This window comes from Endozoicomonas sp. ALD068, assembly GCF_049310145.1.
In the GTDB taxonomy this organism is placed as follows: domain Bacteria; phylum Pseudomonadota; class Gammaproteobacteria; order Pseudomonadales; family Endozoicomonadaceae; genus Endozoicomonas_A.
Genome location: NZ_JBLYNU010000004.1, coordinates 1,258,874 through 1,277,995, shown reverse-complemented (window position 1 = coordinate 1,277,995; position 19,122 = coordinate 1,258,874). Strand labels below are relative to the sequence as shown.

Here is a 19,122-nt window from a genome sequence, read left to right as displayed (position 1 = left end):
TCACAGCCTCTATGCTGCCTTTTTAGCCTCTTTCAAATCTTCAAGACGGATTGACCTCGTGGAAGCCGCTTTTACAAATTTTTTGATATTATGCGCAGTGCATACCAGTGAAAATTCCGCTGAAACTTTTTCTTTGCCGCGGAGACTGAACCCTCGGAAACCAGATTCTTTTATCTGTCCAAATGGTGGCTCCGCAATAACTTTACGACGCTCATATATGGCTTTCGCACCGGCTGTCTCCATTTTCTTATTCATAGCCTGACGTGCTTTTTCAAACTTATCGGTACGGATAACCCTGCCAGCCTCTTTCTTTGAATCACTGCAATTCCGACGATAAGGGCATTCCCTGCATACCGTCTTGTTTGCCCGGTAGCTTTTTCTTTTGCTTTTGCTGGCCGGGTTCGTTACCAGCTTTTCCCCTGCCGGACAGATAAATACATCAGCTTCGGAATCATACGCAAAATCCGCTTTGACAAACTTCCTGTCAGAGCTTTCAAGGTCGTCAGCGGCAGGCTTCTCCGCCTTGTCGGTTGCGATATAGGCATCAATCTCATGTCGCTCGACTGTATGTAAGTTTGACCCTGAAAAGTAACCATTATCCATACTCCACTTATCTACAGCCGCGCCATCAGTGGCTCCTGATAATGCCCTCAGCGCCGGCTCCACTTCCTGTACATCGTTGGCGTGTTGGCTGACATGCTGGCCAACAATGATCTGGTTATCGGAATCAACTGTAATTTGAGCATTGTAGCTGTACTCACAATACCCCTTCTTGCTCATCATGCGGGCATCGTGATCTGCAAAACTGATCTGCTTTTTGTCGTCTATTGGTTTGTCTGGATTTAAAGCTTTTTCACGTTCTTCAAGTGCTTTCTTGGCCTCTTTGATTTTTTTCAGGCGCTCTTCTTTAAACTGGAGGTCTTCAGGAATGCTGTAACCATTGGTTGCTTTGTAGGCGTCATCTTCTTCCTGATCACACTGACTGGCTTTTTTGATCAGCTCATCCACTTCGGCACTGAGTTCTGCCTCTTTCGCTTTGAGCCTCCCGTAGCTCATGGCCTTGTGTTTTGAGCTGTTGGCTTTGAACTTGGAGCCGTCCAGGCTGATATGACCCAGTGATGCCATTTTGAGTTCAATGGCCAGTTTGACTGACTGTTTGAAGCAGTCATGGAAAAACGACAGATTATCCTTACGAAAGTCACCAAGAACCCTGAAATTCGGGCAGTTCATTTGTGAGATATACATGAACGCCAAGTCTTGTCGACACCGTCGCTCAATCTCACGGGAACTGAAAACACCATGGCTGTATGCGTAGATCAGAATAGCGACAATGAGCTTTGGAGGGTATGCGTGCTGACCAAGGTGGTGATATTTTTTTTCGACTTCAGACGTATTAATGTTCTGAAAAATGCTTTCATAAATAAAACAATCATGATCTTTGGGAAGCAAATCGAAAACGTTGGTTGGGAACAGCAGATGCTGATCAAACTCAACAGGACTGTCCTTAAACTTTGGTGGTGGTGACATTTGGCATAATCAGAGTTGGTTTAAGGCTTATCATAACAGATAAGCCTATTCTCGGTCAGGCTCCTAGGGGAATAGCTGCTATGCCATGCTGTAACATTCGACTTCGGACTTGTAACCCTCAATAGCGTTAGTATTTGAGATGCTGAATTCATTTCAAAAAAACATACAAATCTTTATAAGAATCGGCTATTACTTTCTGGGAACGCTTTTCTTTGCTATCATGAACAATCTGATCTCTTTCATTACTTTTCTTAAGCTCACTTAGTATGGATTGAGCTAAGTGCTGATAATCCAAACTCTTACATTTTTGACCTAATAATGGTGATGATAATAAGTCGGGTATTCCACCAATATCAAATGCAACACAAGGAGTGCCGCAAGCAAGAGCTTCAACCAGTGTATTTGGCAAATTATCCTGTAGTGAAGGAGCTATAAACAGCTCTACTGCGTTATACAAAAGACAAAGACTAATATCATCATGCAGCCTGCCCATATAGTGAGTAATTATACCTGTCTCTTGTTCAACTCGTCCGTCACTAGCACCAAAGATAAGCAACTCAATATTTTCAGCCCCTCCCAGTTCTTTTAGCTTCTGTAATGCTGGTACTAGTAAATGATAACCTTTTCGAGGATCAGATGTGCTCGACATTGCACCAAACAACAAATACTTCTTACCCTGAGTTAAACCAAGCGCTTGCCTGGCCAAGTTTCGAGATAACGGTCTATATACTGAATGATCAATACAGTTATTAATAACTTTGACAGATTGCTCAGCAAATAGAGTACTCCTTTGAACACAAACTGCTAACCAACTACTTGGAGCTACAATATGAAAACGTTTGTTAAACCAAGCTTTCTTCTTTAGCTGAAAAATCCATCGATCTAAATCTAACCCCCTATGCTCAGTATGACGCGACTCATGACTGTAACCTGCAGAATAACGTTCAGATGGAAGGTCATCATCATAATGTTCACAACCACTAAAAGACCACATATCATGTAATGTCCATACAATAGGCTGCTTCAGTGAAGCTATCTCACCTATTGATAACATTTCATTACCAACCCAATGCAAGTTCACTATATCTGGTGAAAGCTCATTAATAATGCTAGGCAATCCAGATGGAAAAAGATTCAACGAATGATGAATTGGGTTACGCGTTTTCTGAAACTTTAGTATCCTTCTAGCAACTGTCGCAGCAGCTTTAATCCTTAATTTCTTTCGTAAACTTACTGTATGCACATAAGGATCATCAGAACACTTATTAATTACAAGCATATGACTGTTCAGACCTACGCTCCGCTGTGCCTGATGCAGCCTATAGGCTGCACGGGCAGCTCCACCCTCCAAGTCGCTGTAGCATAAGTGCAGGATTTTCATAACTCCACTTCCTTCAGCTTCTTCCGCAAGCTCGACTCGAATAATAAATCTTCTTTATCAATTGGATCTATCGAAGGCGCATCAAGTGCTACTTCGAGTGCATAAACCAATTCTTCCGAATTCAATTCACTTATAGATAGCGAGTGAACATCAAACCGCTCTGCTAATGAATGAACCTTACCTTTACAAAGGGTATAATCAAGAGCGACTGAATTAACTCCAAGCCCCAAACCAAAAACCAAAGAATGAAAACGCATTGCCAAAAGAGCATCAGCTGTTCTGAATTCTTTACAATAGACTGTTGGCTCCATTTCTCTACCTAAAAGCGAGTAATCAAGAGATTCTACTAATATAGTTTTATTTCTAAAAAGACGGCGATAGAACCAACGATCGTCAGAACCGAAGTGATTTGTACACATTGGCAAAGGCTTAATTATTATATCAGGATTACTTAATTTGAGATCAATTAAAGCATCTACAACAACGTTTTCATAGTTATCTCTTATCCGTAATGCTTCTTTTTCTGGAATATGACGCGCATACTCCTTATAAGGAAAGTCACGCAAGCCAAGCAACAAAACTTTATTTGCATTATTCTTTTTTTTCTTAGGGAGATTCCCATTAAGCTGAGTCAACCAAGTAAATGCAGGATCTTCGGCGATACTATCATTGGCTGTTTCTATTCCCAGTTGCTTCGCATAAGCAAGTGATCTTGCATCACGATATACTCGTATATTTGCTAGTCGCAGTATTGAGGCTACGCTATTATTGTGCCAGCTACTCCCTAGGGGACCTATACCACAGCCAGTCACTACTGTACATACTTTATGTGATTTGGCACGTTCGAAAATTGCCTGCATCGGTGCTAACGAATCAAGAGCCATTAGTGGCCCGCCGCCAAACACAACGTAATTCATCTGCTTAACTAGCCCTACACCCTCTTCAGGTGTAACAATTTCAACATTACGTAGTTCTTGCATTTGCCGACGGGTCATTTCAGTGACATAAGGGTTTAGAGCAACTATTGTAAACTTTAAAGGTTCACCTAAGAGTTTACTGAAGGTATTAATTACACCACCTAATATTCCCTTATCCCCAAGCGTTTCTGTGCCATACCAACCACATATTAGAATCTTCTTATTTGTTTCTCTCGGTATATCAATAGTTTCAGGCTTTGTACGAAAATATTCTATCTGTTTTAGAAATCTACGACGATTACGAATATTGTTTAGAAAGATAAACCCTGGAAGCTTACGAATATTTTCTTTCAGTGAAAATTTCTCATCCAAACGTTCTAACAAGATTCGTCTATAGAACACAGGCTTTGGTAATCCAGTATAATCATGGTGACAATTATCACATTCATTATTAATTATATCTTTTAAGTGTTTACTATTACCGAAATATGCCTGCATTGGGTCACCTTCAGCAATATTATCCATAAGTGCCTTACTCTTTACAGCACAATATGCTAACTCACCTTTAGCTGTTATAGTAGCTCCCCTATCTTTCCAGTCACACCCCGCTGCACGCGGTTTATTGTAAAGAATTTGATCAATCAATGAGCGATAAAAAAATATCTGCATTGGATTAGTTTCATAATTTTTAACCACTCCCTCCAGAAATTCAACAAACTCATACTTCTCTTCAAACGTTAGGGCATAGGGGTCAAGAAGATTCTCAGTATATAATCGTTGATGTGGAATACCTAGCCGGAATTTAATATAAAATCCTTCATGAATGCAAAATTCTAATAAATCAGGTAGTTCAAAAACATTCTCTCGGACGACTGTACAGCCAACCCTTACACTATCTACAGAACTAAACTCAGAAAGGAAAGAAAGTACTTTTTTTGCATTTTCAAAGTTACCACTTCTTCCACGAACAGCATCATGAATATCACCAAAACCATCTAGTGATACCATTACATCAAAATTCCTATCGAATGACTTAACGAGTTTACCCAGATTTTCGAGCTGCTCTATAACTTGTCTATGTTTAAAAGCATTGGTTATTATAGAGACGTATTGTAGCTTGGGAAGTTTTTCTAGAGCAATCTCTACAAGCTGGATTAGATCTTTTCTAAGGGTAGGCTCACCCCCATTAAACCCAATGCCCTCTACATTACTGAACAAGTCACTTTCAAATCCTTTCCTAAGCTCATCAGAAGTAATATCTCTGCTTTGTTTATTTTCCCAAATACGACACATTTGGCACCGAGAATTACAAATATCAATAACTGGAAACTGAATTACTCTTGGCTTTTTAAGTGTTAAGTTACTTTCAAATAATGAATTATAAAAATGATTGTACACTGCTTTAATATTCATTATCTCTCTAATCCCAAAGTAGACAAATATCTACCCAACTTGTTTACACCCTTAACTAACAAGCTTCTTTTATCAGCAACTCTAGGCGAATCAAATATTCTTTCCAAACTTTCACCACAAGCCCCTTTAACAACAATCGGTGTTCCTCTTGGCGTGTAAATCTCATCAAAGTTTTGAAATGAAGCACGAAAAACTAAACGTTTATCACTAGTACTCATTTCATCACTACCATGTACAAGAAGTTGATTAAAAACCAAAACATCACCAGGATCTAATTCGACGTATATTACTTCATCAAGTTCAAGTTGACTTAAGTCTATCCTATCGTGATGTGTTTCACCCTCAACTCTATACCATGGAAGAAATCCCAGTTTATGACTACCAGGGAAAACCTTTAATGCACCAGTGCTCTTTTTTACTGGGTCTATTGCGCACCAAGCTATATACTTAATCGGTTCTTCAGGCCTTGATACAAAGTCTTGATGCCATGGCACACCGTTTTTTTTTCCTTTTGGTTTGTAAACAAGACTGTTCTCATACATAAAAATATTATCACCTAGTGCCGTAGACAAAGCATCAAGGATCTTCTTGTTACGTACCATATCATTGAAAAGCGGGTATCTCTGAACCAAATCGTATAGTACACCTTGATCTGCCCTATGCTTTAAATAATACTTCTCAAATGGGTCAGCGTAATTCTTTTCAGCATATGAGATGATGGACTCCAAAAAAACTCGTCTTTCCGAAAGAAACTCTTCTGTAAATACATTACGTATTACTACAAACCCATACTTTTCAAATCCAAACTCCATTCCCCCTCCTGCTATGGCTATAGATGAGACTAACCGCATAACTAAAACTTAAGTTCAGACTTAACATAGACCCAAAATCTACTATCAAAAATATAACGAAATGAAAGTAATTTTTCTTTACCCAAACACCTAAGTTCTTTAACAAAAAAATCAAATAGCAAGAAAGCAGAGAGAAAACTGAGCACTATAGATATTGCAGCACCGCTGGCACCAAACCTAGGTATCAAAACCATATTCGATACAAAATTAACTATTAAGCCAAAAATATTCCTATACAAATTAAGTTTCAATTTTTTCTCTACAACCAGCCAAGAACCTGAAACCAGCCCCATTGATAAAAAGACGGATGCCCACACATGAATAATAAGAACAGTTGAACTTTGGCTGTATAAATCCCCATATACTGTATCTATCAACCATCCACCAAAAAGAGTCACAAAAAAGGAAACAGCTAGAGAAAGAATTATGACAACGCTGAAAAGATAACTTATCGCTTTGATATAACCTTGATTAGATATTTCTCTGAGCTCAACCAGCTTTGGAAAAGTTGTAGCAACAATTGCAACAGGCACAAAATACCAAGCCTCACTTATCCTAAGAGCTGCAGAATAAATTCCAACTTCAGACTCCGAAGTCATATAGAAGAGCATCAATTGACCTTGTTTCATGAAAAGAATCGAAGAAAATCCAGCAATTATTTCAGGCCAAGACTCACTTAAAAGCTCTTTCGCCTTTCTAACTCTAAAAAAGTCAATACTTATTAAAGAGGTTTCATTTTCTCTTGCACAAAACCTCATAAAAAGAACAGCAATTAAAAAATACTCTAACAAAGTTCCCAAGAACAACGATGTAATACTAAGCCCAAAATAAACCATAATAACTTTTGAAATAGCAGATAAAAAGAAAGCTAGCGCTCTCAAAACACTTACTATACGAAATGAGCCAACCCCTTGCTCATAAAAATCCAAAACATCAAAAGCATTAAATAAAACGCATAAAAAAGCAATAATAGAAAGTAGTGCCGACTGTTCAACAAAAAAGTAAGATAACACCAAACAAACTAGTGAAATTAAAAGAGAAGCTGAGAATCGCAGGATAAAAGCAGTAGAAATAATTTCAGCTTTTCCTAAAAAACTATTATCTTTAGCTACTTCCCTGACAATAATTCTATTAAAACCAAGGGATGCTATTATTGTGAAAACAGCAATAATTGCCAAATAATAGCTTAAAACCCCAAAACCTTCCGGCTTTAAATGCCGAGCTACTAGAGCACTGACAAACACTGACAAAATGAGTCTAAATAATTTTTCTGAAATCACCCAAAGCGTATTCTTAACCACCATAATAAGAACTAATAAACTCCTTAATCAAAAAATGAAACAATGTATTACCTATTCTTAAATAGTGCCTGTCAGAAAACCCCAGAAAATTCACAGCGAATTCTAACTGACATCCATTCATAGCGACTGAACTTTACTGCTACGGCAAGCAAAAGCTATTTCTTGTACTCATTTGTGTGAAATATAAACAAAAACACCATTTCCAAATCGTGCAAAACCCTCATGCATAGCACGATAAAACAAAAACTGACCGGTAACAGGCTGGAAAGCTATTGACGATCTCTACTCAGAAGAATTTCACCTAATCGCTTTAGATTGCTGGCAACAACAGCCAGCGCAACGTACCGCTTAAAGCCTACAATGCCTTTATCCGGGCATTTGTCCAAGCCATTGGCTTCCAGTGCATTGATGTCTGACTCCACGGCTGAGTGTTTTCTTTTTGCCCGGATAAATTCAGGATGGAATTCTCGTTTTTTGTCATTGGCTGACAGCCTGCCTTTCTTTGGCAGAACCGGACGCTCAAGGAAGACTTCCAACTTTTCAAGATTGTCCGGGCGCCAGAAGCCCTTGTCGTAGCTCACCTGGTTCAGTGCTGGGAATCGCTTTTTAGCACCTTCTGCCATAGGCACAGTAACCTGGTCGTCTGTTTGCCTTTGCATGACCCGATGATGCAGGGTAAAACCAAATTGATCCTGTAGCACGCACACTCGTAGCCCCAGTTCTACTGGCGTACCGGCCTTGCCTTTGCTGATCCATTCAGTGTGAGGTTCAAAAATCGAGAATACCTTCTCGCTGTGGGGAATCTGTTCGTGCTCAATTACTCGCCGATAAATCAGAGCTATCTGGTGCTTGCCGTGAGCGATGTGGTATTTGAGATTTTCCAGCCTTGGTTCATCGGGGTGTTTCTTCACCAGCAAAGATAAGGTCACTTCTACTTTGTAAAGAACGGAGGTGCTGTACTTGATGTATTCTATATGAGCCATCTCAATGTCGTGCTGTCGCAGGCGCTTTTTCAGCTCACAGGAAGCACCGGAATGTTTCAGGTTTCGTGCTTTGTGGTAATGCTTACGGTGCTGATTCTTGAGATATTCACGCTGGCGCCACCCCGGAAGCTGGTACTGGTCAGCAAGGGCTGACGCAAACTCGATACTTTTACGGCAAGCGTCGCTCAACAGGTTGATGTCCGTAGGGAAATGAACATCGGTTTTGACTACGAACGAATCGGCACGGCCATGTAACGGCTCGTCTTTTTTTTAACCAGTATGTGGCCTGCTGCCACGACGATTTGGTTCACCCGATCCAGTATTTCAGGGGTGAAGTGGCTGATATTATCCTGCAATGTCTGTATATGGTAAGAGTGCGTACAGTAAGGGCCGTGGCCAAGCATTTGTCTAAGGGTGCCATGTTCATTGGCAAGCTCTCTCAGTCGGTCGAAATCGCAGTTAGTGACCAGCCGGAGTGTACCCAGTACTAAGATTTTCCAGAACTCCATGCCAGGGCGACCATTGTTCTGGTCAGTGGTGGTCATGGTATCAAGTACTTGAAAGACCTGATTGCGTAGTTCGATATTTGTCCATATGAGCTGTAAAGCCCGCAACAATCGTGGAATATCGTCCCTTGATTTAGCATCGAAGGTGATGGCAGAGATATCAACCTCTCCCAGCTGCATTTGTGGGTTGATGGTTTGGCGCATAAATGTGAAAACAGCCTGTTTTGGTAAATCTTCGAGAACTATATGGGGCTGAAGGCTTCTGTATTCAAGTGCTTGAGGGTTTTCGGACAGGCACTATATAGAGGTCAATATCACCGCCACGCTGATTATCATCAACTCTGGAGCCGAAAAGCCAGATATCAGTTTTTGCACCAAAGTAATGCTGAAGCACGTTGCAAATATGCTCTGCATGTTCGCTTGTGATTCTCAATGGTATTGACCTCTCGCTATTATCTATTAAGCAAGCATTCCGGAATTTTCAGGGCTCATACCACAGGCAGTCTTTTCATACCCGTTCAAGCAATATCCAGCAGGGTGAGTGTAGCTGCAACAGTTGATTCTGTCTCTGATGGTGCCGACATCATCAAGGTCAATAGTATCAATCAGGCGGAATATTTTTTGTAACGAATGTCACTAATACAGGCAAAACGATCAGTATCAATCTGTCGAATAAAAGTCACAATGGCTTGCTGCTACGATTCAGTCAATCGCACTGTGCTCTCTCTCAATCATTGTTTTTAGAAACGCTACCGCCCTCCAGATAACACCTCCCTCTGAAAAGCAGCTTAAAAACCGTCTAATTTTTATTCACCACACAACCACTGACGGGCACGCAAAAACCAGGCAACCGTTAGCCAAGAGCCTTCTCTAGATGTCATGAAGTAGCACAACAAGAGTACCAGTTATACATACACTGACAAGTACCTGTCACCCAAAACACACGTCTAAATACAAATATTTTTATAAAAATACCCATGAGCACGTAACACTCATGCCAGAATTCTTATTTAAAAAGGAACACCTAACTGTCAATGCTCAAAATTGCAACAACCGTCAAAAACGAACCAACAACAAGCACTCTGTCACTGGCTGTTGACTCTTCTTTAAGTTGCTGGAAACCTTGTTCTGCATTTTCAGCGATGACAGGCAGACCAGAATATCTGGCCACTGCTTCACTGAGATCGACTTTATTAAGTGCTCTGGGTGAGTCGAAATCAGCAACAACCCACTCATCTACCACTTCAGACAGTGACTCAATCACTCCGTGATAATCCTTGTCTTTATAGATAGCTATCAATGCACGAGTCTTCCCTGATACCGGGTCTGACTTCAGGCACTCCGCCAGCTTTGCTGCTGCCTGAGGGTTATGAGCAACATCGAAAACAATCTGAACTTCCTCCCCGCTTTTATTAGTCTCAAGGACTTTTTCATAGCGACCAGGGAGGTGCGATGCTTTTAAACCTTCTACGATGGCATCACGGTTTACAACTTGAGGTAAAAACTGAATCGCTTGCAGAGCAGTAGCAGCGTTATCAATGACTAACGCAGGCACAGGGAGGCCAACATAATCAATACAATCACCCGTTTTGTTCAAACCTTTCCAACTCCATGTTCTGTCTTCTTCTGTTAACTCGAACTCTTTATCTCTTCTGTAAAGAGCTGACTCCAGTCTGACAGCTTGATCGACGATACTGTTTGGCGTCTCCACACCACCAAATATTGCTGGTTTTTCAGAGCGAAAAATTCCTGCTTTTTCTTTTGCTATCGCTTCAATACTGTAACCCAGCCAGTCCTGATGATCCAACCCTACTGTTGTAATAATTGAAATATCGGGCTCAATCATGTTGGTGGCATCGAGACGACCGCCAAGTCCAACCTCCATAAGAGCGATATCTACTTTTTCTTTCCGGAACACATCGACGGCCAACAGGACTGCAAACTCGAAATAGGATAGCCAGTCACCACCCAGCCCGTCATTTACTTTTTGAAAAGAGTCACAGAGGCTTTCATCGCTCGCTTCAACACGATTGACTTTAATTCGCTCATTGAATCTGCGCAGATGCGGAGAGGTGTAAACACCGATCTTATAACCAGCCGCCAGGAGAATGGACTCTAGAATAGCGACCGTTGATCCCTTGCCATTGGTACCACCTACCGTGATTACGAGAGGAGCGGGTTTGATAAGATCCAGTCTTTCGGCCACCTTTCTGATTCTGTCCAACCCAAGTTCCATTTCGTGTTCAGGCCGGGTGTTTTCCAACCAGTCAAGCCAATCAGACAGCTGCTCGAAGGGAGGCCGACTGTTTTGCTGGTATGTCATGCAGGGATTCCTTGGTAGTACATCGTGAAGGACGAATGGTTGCATATTTGCCCAAATCATTCTATATCTGGCTCTGGATGAATCCTTTATGAGGCAATTCGATGACTCAGCAGCTTTACGAAACTGATTTTTATAGCTGGACGCAGCAACAAGCCAACTTAATCCGTCAGGGTCGACTGGGAGAACTGGATTTGGATAACATTCTCGAGGAAATCGAAAGCATGGGCAGAAGTGAATATCGCCAGCTTAGTCATCGACTGGACGTATTGCTCATGCATCTTTTGAAGTGGAAATATCAACCCGTAAACAGGAGCACATATTGGCAAGGCTCAGTTGAAGAACAACGGTACCGTCTGAAAAAACTCATCAAGGAAAACCCCGGACTCAAACCCAAATTCCCTGAGATCTTTGCTGAGGCTTACAACGTCGCGAAGATCACAGCATTTAAAGAAACTGGCCTGCAAGAAGCCACATTCCCAACACAATGCGAGTGGCGCTTTGAACAGGTGATCAATGATGAATTTTGGCCAGACTAACTTATCGATTCATTTCTAGAGACTTTCAACCCCCTCCCTCAAGGAAGGCATGATTTTCTTTATTCTAATCACACCTCACCCAGCCGCTGAAATCACCTCTTCCTTAACTGCACTAAAGTCCGAATCCGGCTCAGCAGGCGCAGGGCCCATCCCCTGCATTTTTCTACAAAGTCGAGCAACCGTCGAACGCATATCGCCTCGATCAACAATCATATCGATGGCACCATGCTCCAGCAGAAACTCGCTGCGCTGGAAGCCTTCCGGCAATTTTTCACGAACGGTCTGTTCGATCACCCGCGGACCGGCAAAACCGATCAAGGCACCAGGCTCGGCAATATTCACATCACCCAACATTGCCAGAGAGGCAGACACACCCCCATAAACGGGATCTGTCAGCACTGAGAAATAAGGTACCGCGTGTTGTTTCATACGCTCCAATGCCGCACTGGTTTTAGCCATCTGCATCAGGGAGAACAAGGCTTCCTGCATACGAGCGCCGCCACTGGCAGAAAAACACACAAAAGGAATCTTGAGTTCCAGGCTCAGCTCTGCAGCACGGGCAAACTTCTCGCCAACAACGGAACCCATTGACCCACCCATAAAGCTGAATTCAAAAGCCACAGCGACCACAGGCAGACCGTCAAGCTGGCCCTTCATGGCCACCAGAGCATCTTTTTCACCCGTCTGCTTTTGGGCCGATGCCAGGCGATCCTTGTATTTCTTTGAATCCCGGAACTTGAGCTTATCGACAGGCTCTATCTCAGAGAACAGCTCTTCTGTGCTGTTTTTATCCAGAAAATACTGCAGACGCTTTCGGGCACCGATGCGCATGTGATGATTACATTTTGGACAAACGTACAGATTTCTCTCAAGCTCTGGACGATATAATACCGACTCACACTTAACACACTTGCGCCACAATCCTTCTGGCACATTGCTGCTCTTCTGCTGACTCGCAGAACGTGACAGCGAAGGTATCAGTTTGTCGACTAGCCAGTTACTCATTCACGCTTCCTGTCTGTTAGCAAGACTGAAAGGGGGCACCTGAATATTCAGGGCAATCCCCCATTTTCTATCGCCTTAATTCATTGGGTTAACCTTTATCCATTGCCTGACGCATGGCTTCCAGATGGCCAGAAACCCGGTCGATAGCACCTTCACCCTGGCTTTCATAATTAGCCAGCTCAGAGACCAGCAGAGACCCTACTACCACACCATCCGCAACAGAAGCAATAGCGGCGGCAGACTCACCATCACGAATACCAAACCCTACTCCTACAGGCAGATCGGTAAACCCTTTGATGTGAGCCACTCTGGACTGAACGCTGTCCAGGTCCAGCTTGTTCGAGCCTGTGACTCCCTTTACAGAAACGTAATATACGAATCCTGAAGCAACAGAACAGATCTTTTGAATGCGCTCATCGGTGGTAGTCGGCGTAATCAGGTTGATCATATCAATCTGCCTGGGCTTTAAATGCTCAACCAGATCACCGGCAAATTCTGCGGGCAGATCAACAATCAGTACACCGTCTACACCGGCTTCAGCTGCCCGGGTAGCAAACGCTTCATAACCCATGATTTCAACCGGGTTCAGGTAGCCCATCAGGACAATCGGTGTATTATTATCGTTTTCCCTGAAGCGAGTTACCATTGAAAAAACGTCATTCAATGTAACACCTTGTGATAATGCTCGCTCATGCGCCTCGGCAATCACCGGCCCGTCAGCCATGGGGTCAGAGAACGGAAACCCAAGCTCAATCAGGTTAGCACCACTGGCTACCACCTTGTGCATAATGTCTACGGTCTTACTGGCCGGATCACCCGCTGTTATGTAAGGCATCAGAGCCTTGTGACCTTCTGAAGACAATCGCTCAAAGCATGTTTTAATTCTCATAATGATTTCTCCTTGAATGCTTAGAACGTAAGTCCATCAATCTCGGCCACGGTGTGAATATCCTTGTCACCCCGACCAGACAGATTGACAAGAATAATCTGATCCTTTGCCATGGTGGGAGCCAGCTGCTCAACAAAAGCCAGGGCGTGAGAACTCTCAAGCGCCGGCATAATACCTTCCATACGTGTAAGGCTTCTGAATGCCGCCAGGGCCTCATCATCTGTCACGCAAGGATACTCTGCACGACCCACAGTTCTGAGATGACTGTGCTCTGGCCCTACTCCCGGATAATCCAGTCCAGCCGATACAGAATAGCTCTCTGTTATCTGACCATCGTCGTCACACATCAGGAAACTGCGCTGCCCCTGGAAAACGCCCTGTCTTTCACCAGACATTCTTGCGGCATGCTCTCCAGATTCGACACCATGACCACCGGCTTCAACACCGTAAATTTTGACGTCTTCATCCTGCAGGAATTCATAGAACAATCCCATCGCATTAGAGCCGCCCCCCACACAAGCCACCAGTGCATCAGGCAGACGCTGAGTCATTTCCAGACATTGCCTGCGAGCCTCACGACCAATAACACTCTGAAAATTACGCACCATTTCCGGATACGGATGTGGACCACAAACCGTTCCCAGAATATAGAAGGTTTCTTCAGGACGGGTTACCCAGTCACGCAGTGCTTCGTTGATGGCATCTTTCAGTGTTTGAGAGCCACTTTCGACCGGTACCACAGTGGCCCCAAGCAGTTTCATTCGGTAAACATTCAGCGCCTGTCGTTTTACGTCTTTAGCGCCCATGTAAACGATGCACTCCAGACCCAGTCTGGCAGCAACAGTAGCGGTAGCCACACCGTGCTGACCGGCACCGGTTTCAGCAATAATCCGCTTTTTCCCCATATGTTTGGCCAGCAGAGCCTGACCAATGGCATGATTGATCTTGTGGGCACCGGTATGATTCAGATCTTCACGCTTCAGGTAGATTTGAGCACCACCCAGACTTTCAGACCAGCGCTCAGCATGATAGAGCGGTGAAGGCCTGCCTACGTAATGAGCCAGATCACGGTCAAAATCAGCCTGAAAATCCGGATCATTCCAAAGCTTCTTGTAGGTCGATTCCAGCTCTTCAAGGACACACATGAGCGTTTCAGCCACATAACGTCCACCAAAACGACCAAAATGGCCGGATTCATCCGGCAGTTCGTGCAACTTTTTATAATCTACAGTCATTGTTTTACCGCCTCGACAAAGGCTTTCATCTTTTCGGGGTCTTTACCCCTGTCATTCTCTACACCACTGCTGACATCGACAGCAAAGGGCGCAACCTGTTCTATGGCTTGCGAAACGTTCTCAGGATTCAGGCCACCCGCCAGAATAACAGGCTTATCCAGACTGTCGGGTATCAACTGCCAGTCAAAGGCCTCACCGGTTCCACCGGGTGTACCTTTACGATAAGAATCCAAAAGCAGACCACAGGCACCGGGATAAGCGGCAGCACTTTCCTCAACAGACGTCCCGGGACGTACTCTGAGTGCCTTGATATATCTTCTTCGCCATCGCTCACACTCCTGATCGGTCTCATTGCCATGAAACTGCAACAGATCCAGGGGGACCTGATCCAGAACGTTCCGGATAACCGCTTCTTCAGCGTCAACAAACAGACCCACCAGAGTGATAAAGGGTGGGACCGCACTGGCAATTTCTCGAGCCTTACCAACGGAAACAAACCGCTTGCTGGGCGCATAAAACACCAAACCCAGTGCATCGGCACCCGCATTAACCGCTTCAAGTGCTTCTTCTACAGAGGTGACTCCACAGACCTTGATCCGAGTCTTCAACGATACCTCTCCCGTATGTGCCTATTTCCAGTAAAGAACGCCTAAAGCATTCGATAACAGTGAACTCTCCCGGTCATCAGACAAACCGGTTAAATACGGCTTCTTTGATGAGTGAGCGATGGGAGTCATTGAACAGGATGCTTCCATACCCCTCCTCAAGGAGAAGGAAATTAAACAGGATCAGAAAGCAGAACGTGGATGTTAGCAGAAACAGCCGACCCTTGTCTCATAGTGAAGAGACAAGAGCCAAATCAGGAGTAAAAGTCACTTCAATTCAAACGCCTGGAAGGGTACTGTCCTCTGATGACCAGATTGTAATAGCGACCGACAGATTCGGCAGACAGCAAATCCTGGTAAACGCTCTCAGGTACATCATAATATCGATAGAGACTGTCACTACCCACAAACTGGATTTAATGCTTTCTCAATAAACCGCTCAATATCATCACGAACACCATCTTGATTACTGTTCCTGCTAAACCTACCAAGACATCCTCACCAGGATAGGGTGGCAGATCAAATAACCAGCGGGTTTCGACAGATTGCAGACATTGCTCCCAGGAAAGACTTTCAAAGCGCTTGTTATTGTTCAATATCAGACAGTAGCGACTACCTCGAAACTGAAAACTCAAACGTTGCTGCAGGTACTGAACAGGATAAAGTATTCCGAATCTGCGCTCAGACGCTACCGGATAGAACTCTTTGCGCCATCTGAAAACATTCAGCGTTCTGCCTTCTAGAGAAACCACCTCCTCTTCATCTACCTCCCAGTCCTGCAGTCTGCTCTGATCACAAGAACGGGAATAGACCATCCTTCCACTGGTGACTGCTCCCCGCCCTGTCGGGCGAGGCTTCTGACTTCTCAGGCAGCAACCAGCAATGTGCCGGATTTACGCTTGCCTCCATCAGCAGAGACGGACAGACCTTCCGCCTTTAACTTCAAAATGCCTTGATGTTTTATGTTGATAGCGGCGTTAATATCCCGATCATGGGAAGCACCGCATTCACACGTCCATGATCTAGTTTTGAGCGGCATTTCCTCTCGCTTGCGACCGCAGCAGGAACAGGTTTTTGATGAGGCAAACCACTGGTCAATTTTCACCAGATGTTTACCGGCCTGTTTTGCTTTGTAGTCGAGCTTAGTCACAAGGGAGTGCCAACCTGCATCAGCAATGGATCGGGCAAGGCAATGGTTCTTGAGCATGTTCTTGACCTTCAGCGTCTCCACAATCACCGCTTGGTTTTCGTCAATGAGTTGTCTGGACAGTTTGTGCTGAAAATCATTACGGGCAAAAGCGACACGCTCATGCGCTTTTGCTACCAATAATCTGGCTTTGGCTCTGCCTTTAGAGCCTCTTTTGCATCGTGATAGTTTTTTCTGTTTTCGCTTCAGGTTGCGTTGGGCCTTTTCTATGAACCGTGGATTACTGATTTTTGACCCAGTGCTGGTAATGGCAATGTCTGTCAAACCGACGTCTACACCAACTATGTGAGAGCCTTGAAGATCGGTTATTGGTTTTGTTTCAGGCTTAGCATCTTCAGCCAGTACAGAAGCGTAAAACTTACCTGTCGGTGTTTTGCTTAGGGTAATCGACTTGATTTGTCCGTTAATCTCCCGGTGTATCCTTGCTTTAATTGGCGCGCACTTGGGTACTTTGATCCAGTCGTCACCTGTGGAAACAGAAGTGCAATGGTAGCTGCTTTGCTTACCATGCTTTGACTTGAAACGAGGAAAACGAGCTTGCAGCTTCGGATTAAAGAAGTTCTGAAATGCCTTGTCCAGATTGATAATGGACTGCTGCAAGGCAACCGAATCAGCTTCTTTCAACCATGAGTACTTTCGGCTTTTCTTGGCAATTACCAACAAGGGTTTCAAGTCTTTTTTCGGGGCAAGGTTCTGCTCTCGCACCTTGTAGTAATGATTCTTGATGACCAGAGCTTTATTCCAAACCTTACGCACAGCACCAAATTGACGGTTTAAAAAATCCGCCTGCTCTGGTGTTGGGTAGATGCGTACTTTAGTGGCTTTCAACATAACTCTTTACAAGTAAGTGCTCATTATTACAATGCCTGAAATAATATACTTATTACAGGTTATTTCAATTGACTGCGTACCAGCTTGCAGGCGGAACGCTCTGAGTTCCCGTCTTATATCCCCACCCGATTGAGGGTGTCGCAAAAGGTCAATTAAAACGCTTCAAGCTTCAAACCGTCATCTCCGCGAAGGCGGAGATCCACTGCTCGTGGTGGGTTCCCGCCTGCGCGGGAACGACAATCTTGATATATCCTGCTGACCATACCCTTTTGCGACACCCTCGATTGGGCGAGGGTTTACGACGATTTTGCTAAAACACAGACGATAAAGCCTGCTGTAGACCGATGTCGTTTTCTCATAATCCATCCCTGGTTGCCTATTTCCTTGGCTATAAAAATATCAATCGATAAAGACAAATGCTTTATATAATAAAAAGACCTCTTGCCAGCCCGATTGTCAAGTGACTTTCAGGTCACCAGGGCAGCGTCGAGGCTACGAAGAAAGGATTCGGTTCACTTTTTGGCAGTTCGAAATCTGCCGGATAACCCACATCAACAAAATAAAGACCATGGGGCTTGGCTGTAGTACCTCCTTCAGAACGTTTTCGGGCCTCCAGCACTTCTTTTGCCCAGACCGGTGGTTTTCTGCCCGCACCAATTTCCAGAAGAACACCCGTGATGTTTCTTACCATATGATGAAGAAAAGCATTCGCCCTGACATCAATCACCACCATATCGCCATGTCTGTAGACATTCAGATGCTGAATTTCACGAACCGCATGTTTCGCCTGACACTGTACCGCCCGATAAGCATCAAAATCATGCTCACCAATAAGCTGCTGCCCGGCAATATTCATCAACTCTACATCCAGTGGCCGGTAGTAAAAGGTGACACCTTTAGGCAGGTGAGCGGGTCTCACCGGTCGATTAAGAATCACATAGCGATATCTGCGCCACAGTGCAGAATAGCGGGCATGAAAGTCTTCACTGACAGGCTGAACCCAGTTGAAGGAGATGTCATCCGGCAGGTTGGTATTCCCTCCAAATGTCCAACCATAACCACTACGAACGGACTCAGTATCAAAATGAATAATCTGGTTGCAACCATGCACCCCGGCATCCGTCCTTCCTGCACAAACGACAGAGACAGGATGATTGGCTACGTTCGACAACGCCTTTTCTACAGCAGCCTGAACCGAGGGAAGCCCTGACTTCAGACTCTGCCAACCATGGTAACGGGAACCATCGTATTGAACACTGGCAGCTAATCGCGGCATGAAAAATACTCACTCCATCCATTAAAGAGGCTGCTGCAAAACTCCAATAACTCATTTCCACGCTGGGACCAGGAGAGCCTTTGAGCATAGGTGCCAGAGTTTTACAACAGCCACTAAAAGGAGGGAAATTTATCAGGAGGCAGAAACAATTGGTAGGGCAGCAAGCCGAATAAACATAGGGTCCGCCTGGTTTTTAGACACTGAGACGCAATTTTTGGTACTCGAATGAAAAACACGTTTCTTTTCCAGATGCGTCACTTTCCTGGTCTATCTTTACTCCCTACAAAAACACAAATAGATGTAAGGATAGATTTTTGAAAAACCTACTCTCCAATA

At 44.0% G+C, this 19,122-nt stretch carries 15 protein-coding genes; 1 reads left to right on the top strand and 14 read right to left on the bottom strand.

Annotation, left to right across the window (positions count from 1 at the left end; translation table 11 throughout):
• Positions 1–9: 9 nt before the first annotated feature.
• The 7 genes from ACO6V5_RS04200 to folC all read right to left on the bottom strand — a co-directional run bounded on the left by ACO6V5_RS04200 (position 10) and on the right by folC (position 11,202).
• Positions 10–1,527 carry an IS1182 family transposase gene (locus ACO6V5_RS04200; protein ID WP_422137198.1) on the bottom strand — a complete coding sequence of 506 codons (1,518 nt, stop codon included), beginning with the start codon at positions 1,525–1,527 and terminating at the stop codon, positions 10–12.
• A 148-nt stretch (positions 1,528–1,675) separates the two neighbouring features.
• Complete coding sequence (locus ACO6V5_RS04195; protein WP_422412448.1) at positions 1,676–2,908, bottom strand: glycosyltransferase; 1,233 nt, start codon at positions 2,906–2,908, stop codon at positions 1,676–1,678.
• A complete protein-coding gene (locus ACO6V5_RS04190; protein WP_422412446.1) occupies positions 2,905–5,238 on the bottom strand; it encodes a polysaccharide pyruvyl transferase family protein in 2,334 nt (777 codons plus the stop codon). Before ACO6V5_RS04190 ends, ACO6V5_RS04195 begins: the two co-directional genes overlap by 4 nt.
• A complete protein-coding gene (locus ACO6V5_RS04185) occupies positions 5,238–6,050 on the bottom strand; it encodes a phytanoyl-CoA dioxygenase family protein (protein ID WP_422412444.1) in 813 nt (270 codons plus the stop codon). The genes ACO6V5_RS04190 and ACO6V5_RS04185 overlap by 1 nt, the downstream gene beginning before the upstream one ends.
• Positions 6,051–6,091: 41 nt before the next feature.
• Positions 6,092–7,393 carry a flippase gene (locus ACO6V5_RS04180; protein ID WP_422412442.1) on the bottom strand — a complete coding sequence of 434 codons (1,302 nt, stop codon included), beginning with the start codon at positions 7,391–7,393 and terminating at the stop codon, positions 6,092–6,094.
• A 266-nt stretch (positions 7,394–7,659) separates the two neighbouring features.
• Positions 7,660–9,083 (bottom strand): ISNCY family transposase gene (locus tag ACO6V5_RS04175; RefSeq protein ID WP_422412440.1). Its coding sequence is split into 2 segments (ribosomal slippage): positions 7,660–8,639 and positions 8,639–9,083, totalling 1,425 coding nucleotides; the frame shifts between segments, so codons are not numbered across the junction.
• Between the two features lie 820 nt (positions 9,084–9,903).
• On the bottom strand, positions 9,904–11,202 hold the full coding sequence (gene folC / locus ACO6V5_RS04170) for a bifunctional tetrahydrofolate synthase/dihydrofolate synthase (protein WP_422412438.1): 1,299 nt from the start codon (positions 11,200–11,202) through the stop codon (positions 9,904–9,906).
• Positions 11,203–11,303: 101 nt separating this feature from the next.
• On the opposite strand from folC, the gene ACO6V5_RS04165 reads away from it, so the two are divergent.
• Entirely contained in the window at positions 11,304–11,738 is a 435-nt protein-coding gene (locus ACO6V5_RS04165) for a DUF29 domain-containing protein (RefSeq protein WP_422412436.1), read from the top strand.
• Positions 11,739–11,813: 75 nt separating this feature from the next.
• Here ACO6V5_RS04165 and accD read toward each other — a convergent pair whose 3' ends face one another.
• From accD to truA, 7 genes are all read right to left on the bottom strand, one after another.
• The gene (gene accD / locus ACO6V5_RS04160; RefSeq protein WP_422412434.1) at positions 11,814–12,743 is read right to left on the bottom strand and encodes an acetyl-CoA carboxylase, carboxyltransferase subunit beta; all 930 of its coding nucleotides are present in this window, start codon (positions 12,741–12,743) and stop codon (positions 11,814–11,816) included.
• Positions 12,744–12,831: 88 nt separating this feature from the next.
• Complete coding sequence (gene trpA / locus ACO6V5_RS04155; protein WP_422412450.1) at positions 12,832–13,635, bottom strand: tryptophan synthase subunit alpha; 804 nt, start codon at positions 13,633–13,635, stop codon at positions 12,832–12,834.
• A 17-nt stretch (positions 13,636–13,652) separates the two neighbouring features.
• Entirely contained in the window at positions 13,653–14,867 is a 1,215-nt protein-coding gene (gene trpB, locus ACO6V5_RS04150; protein ID WP_422412432.1) for a tryptophan synthase subunit beta, read from the bottom strand.
• Positions 14,864–15,475 (bottom strand): phosphoribosylanthranilate isomerase, encoded by a 612-nt coding sequence (locus tag ACO6V5_RS04145; protein ID WP_422412430.1) that lies wholly within the window; start codon positions 15,473–15,475, stop codon positions 14,864–14,866. Before ACO6V5_RS04145 ends, trpB begins: the two co-directional genes overlap by 4 nt.
• Before the next feature lie 269 nt (positions 15,476–15,744).
• Positions 15,745–15,879 carry a KTSC domain-containing protein gene (locus ACO6V5_RS04140; protein ID WP_422412428.1) on the bottom strand — a complete coding sequence of 45 codons (135 nt, stop codon included), beginning with the start codon at positions 15,877–15,879 and terminating at the stop codon, positions 15,745–15,747.
• A 458-nt stretch (positions 15,880–16,337) separates the two neighbouring features.
• Positions 16,338–17,510, bottom strand: a complete 1,173-nt coding sequence (locus ACO6V5_RS04135; RefSeq protein ID WP_422412426.1) for an RNA-guided endonuclease InsQ/TnpB family protein — start codon at positions 17,508–17,510, stop codon at positions 16,338–16,340.
• A gap of 472 nt (positions 17,511–17,982) precedes the next feature.
• Positions 17,983–18,786, bottom strand: coding sequence for a tRNA pseudouridine(38-40) synthase TruA (gene truA, locus ACO6V5_RS04130; protein WP_422134218.1), 804 nt, complete (start codon positions 18,784–18,786; stop codon positions 17,983–17,985).
• Positions 18,787–19,122: the final 336 nt, after the last annotated feature.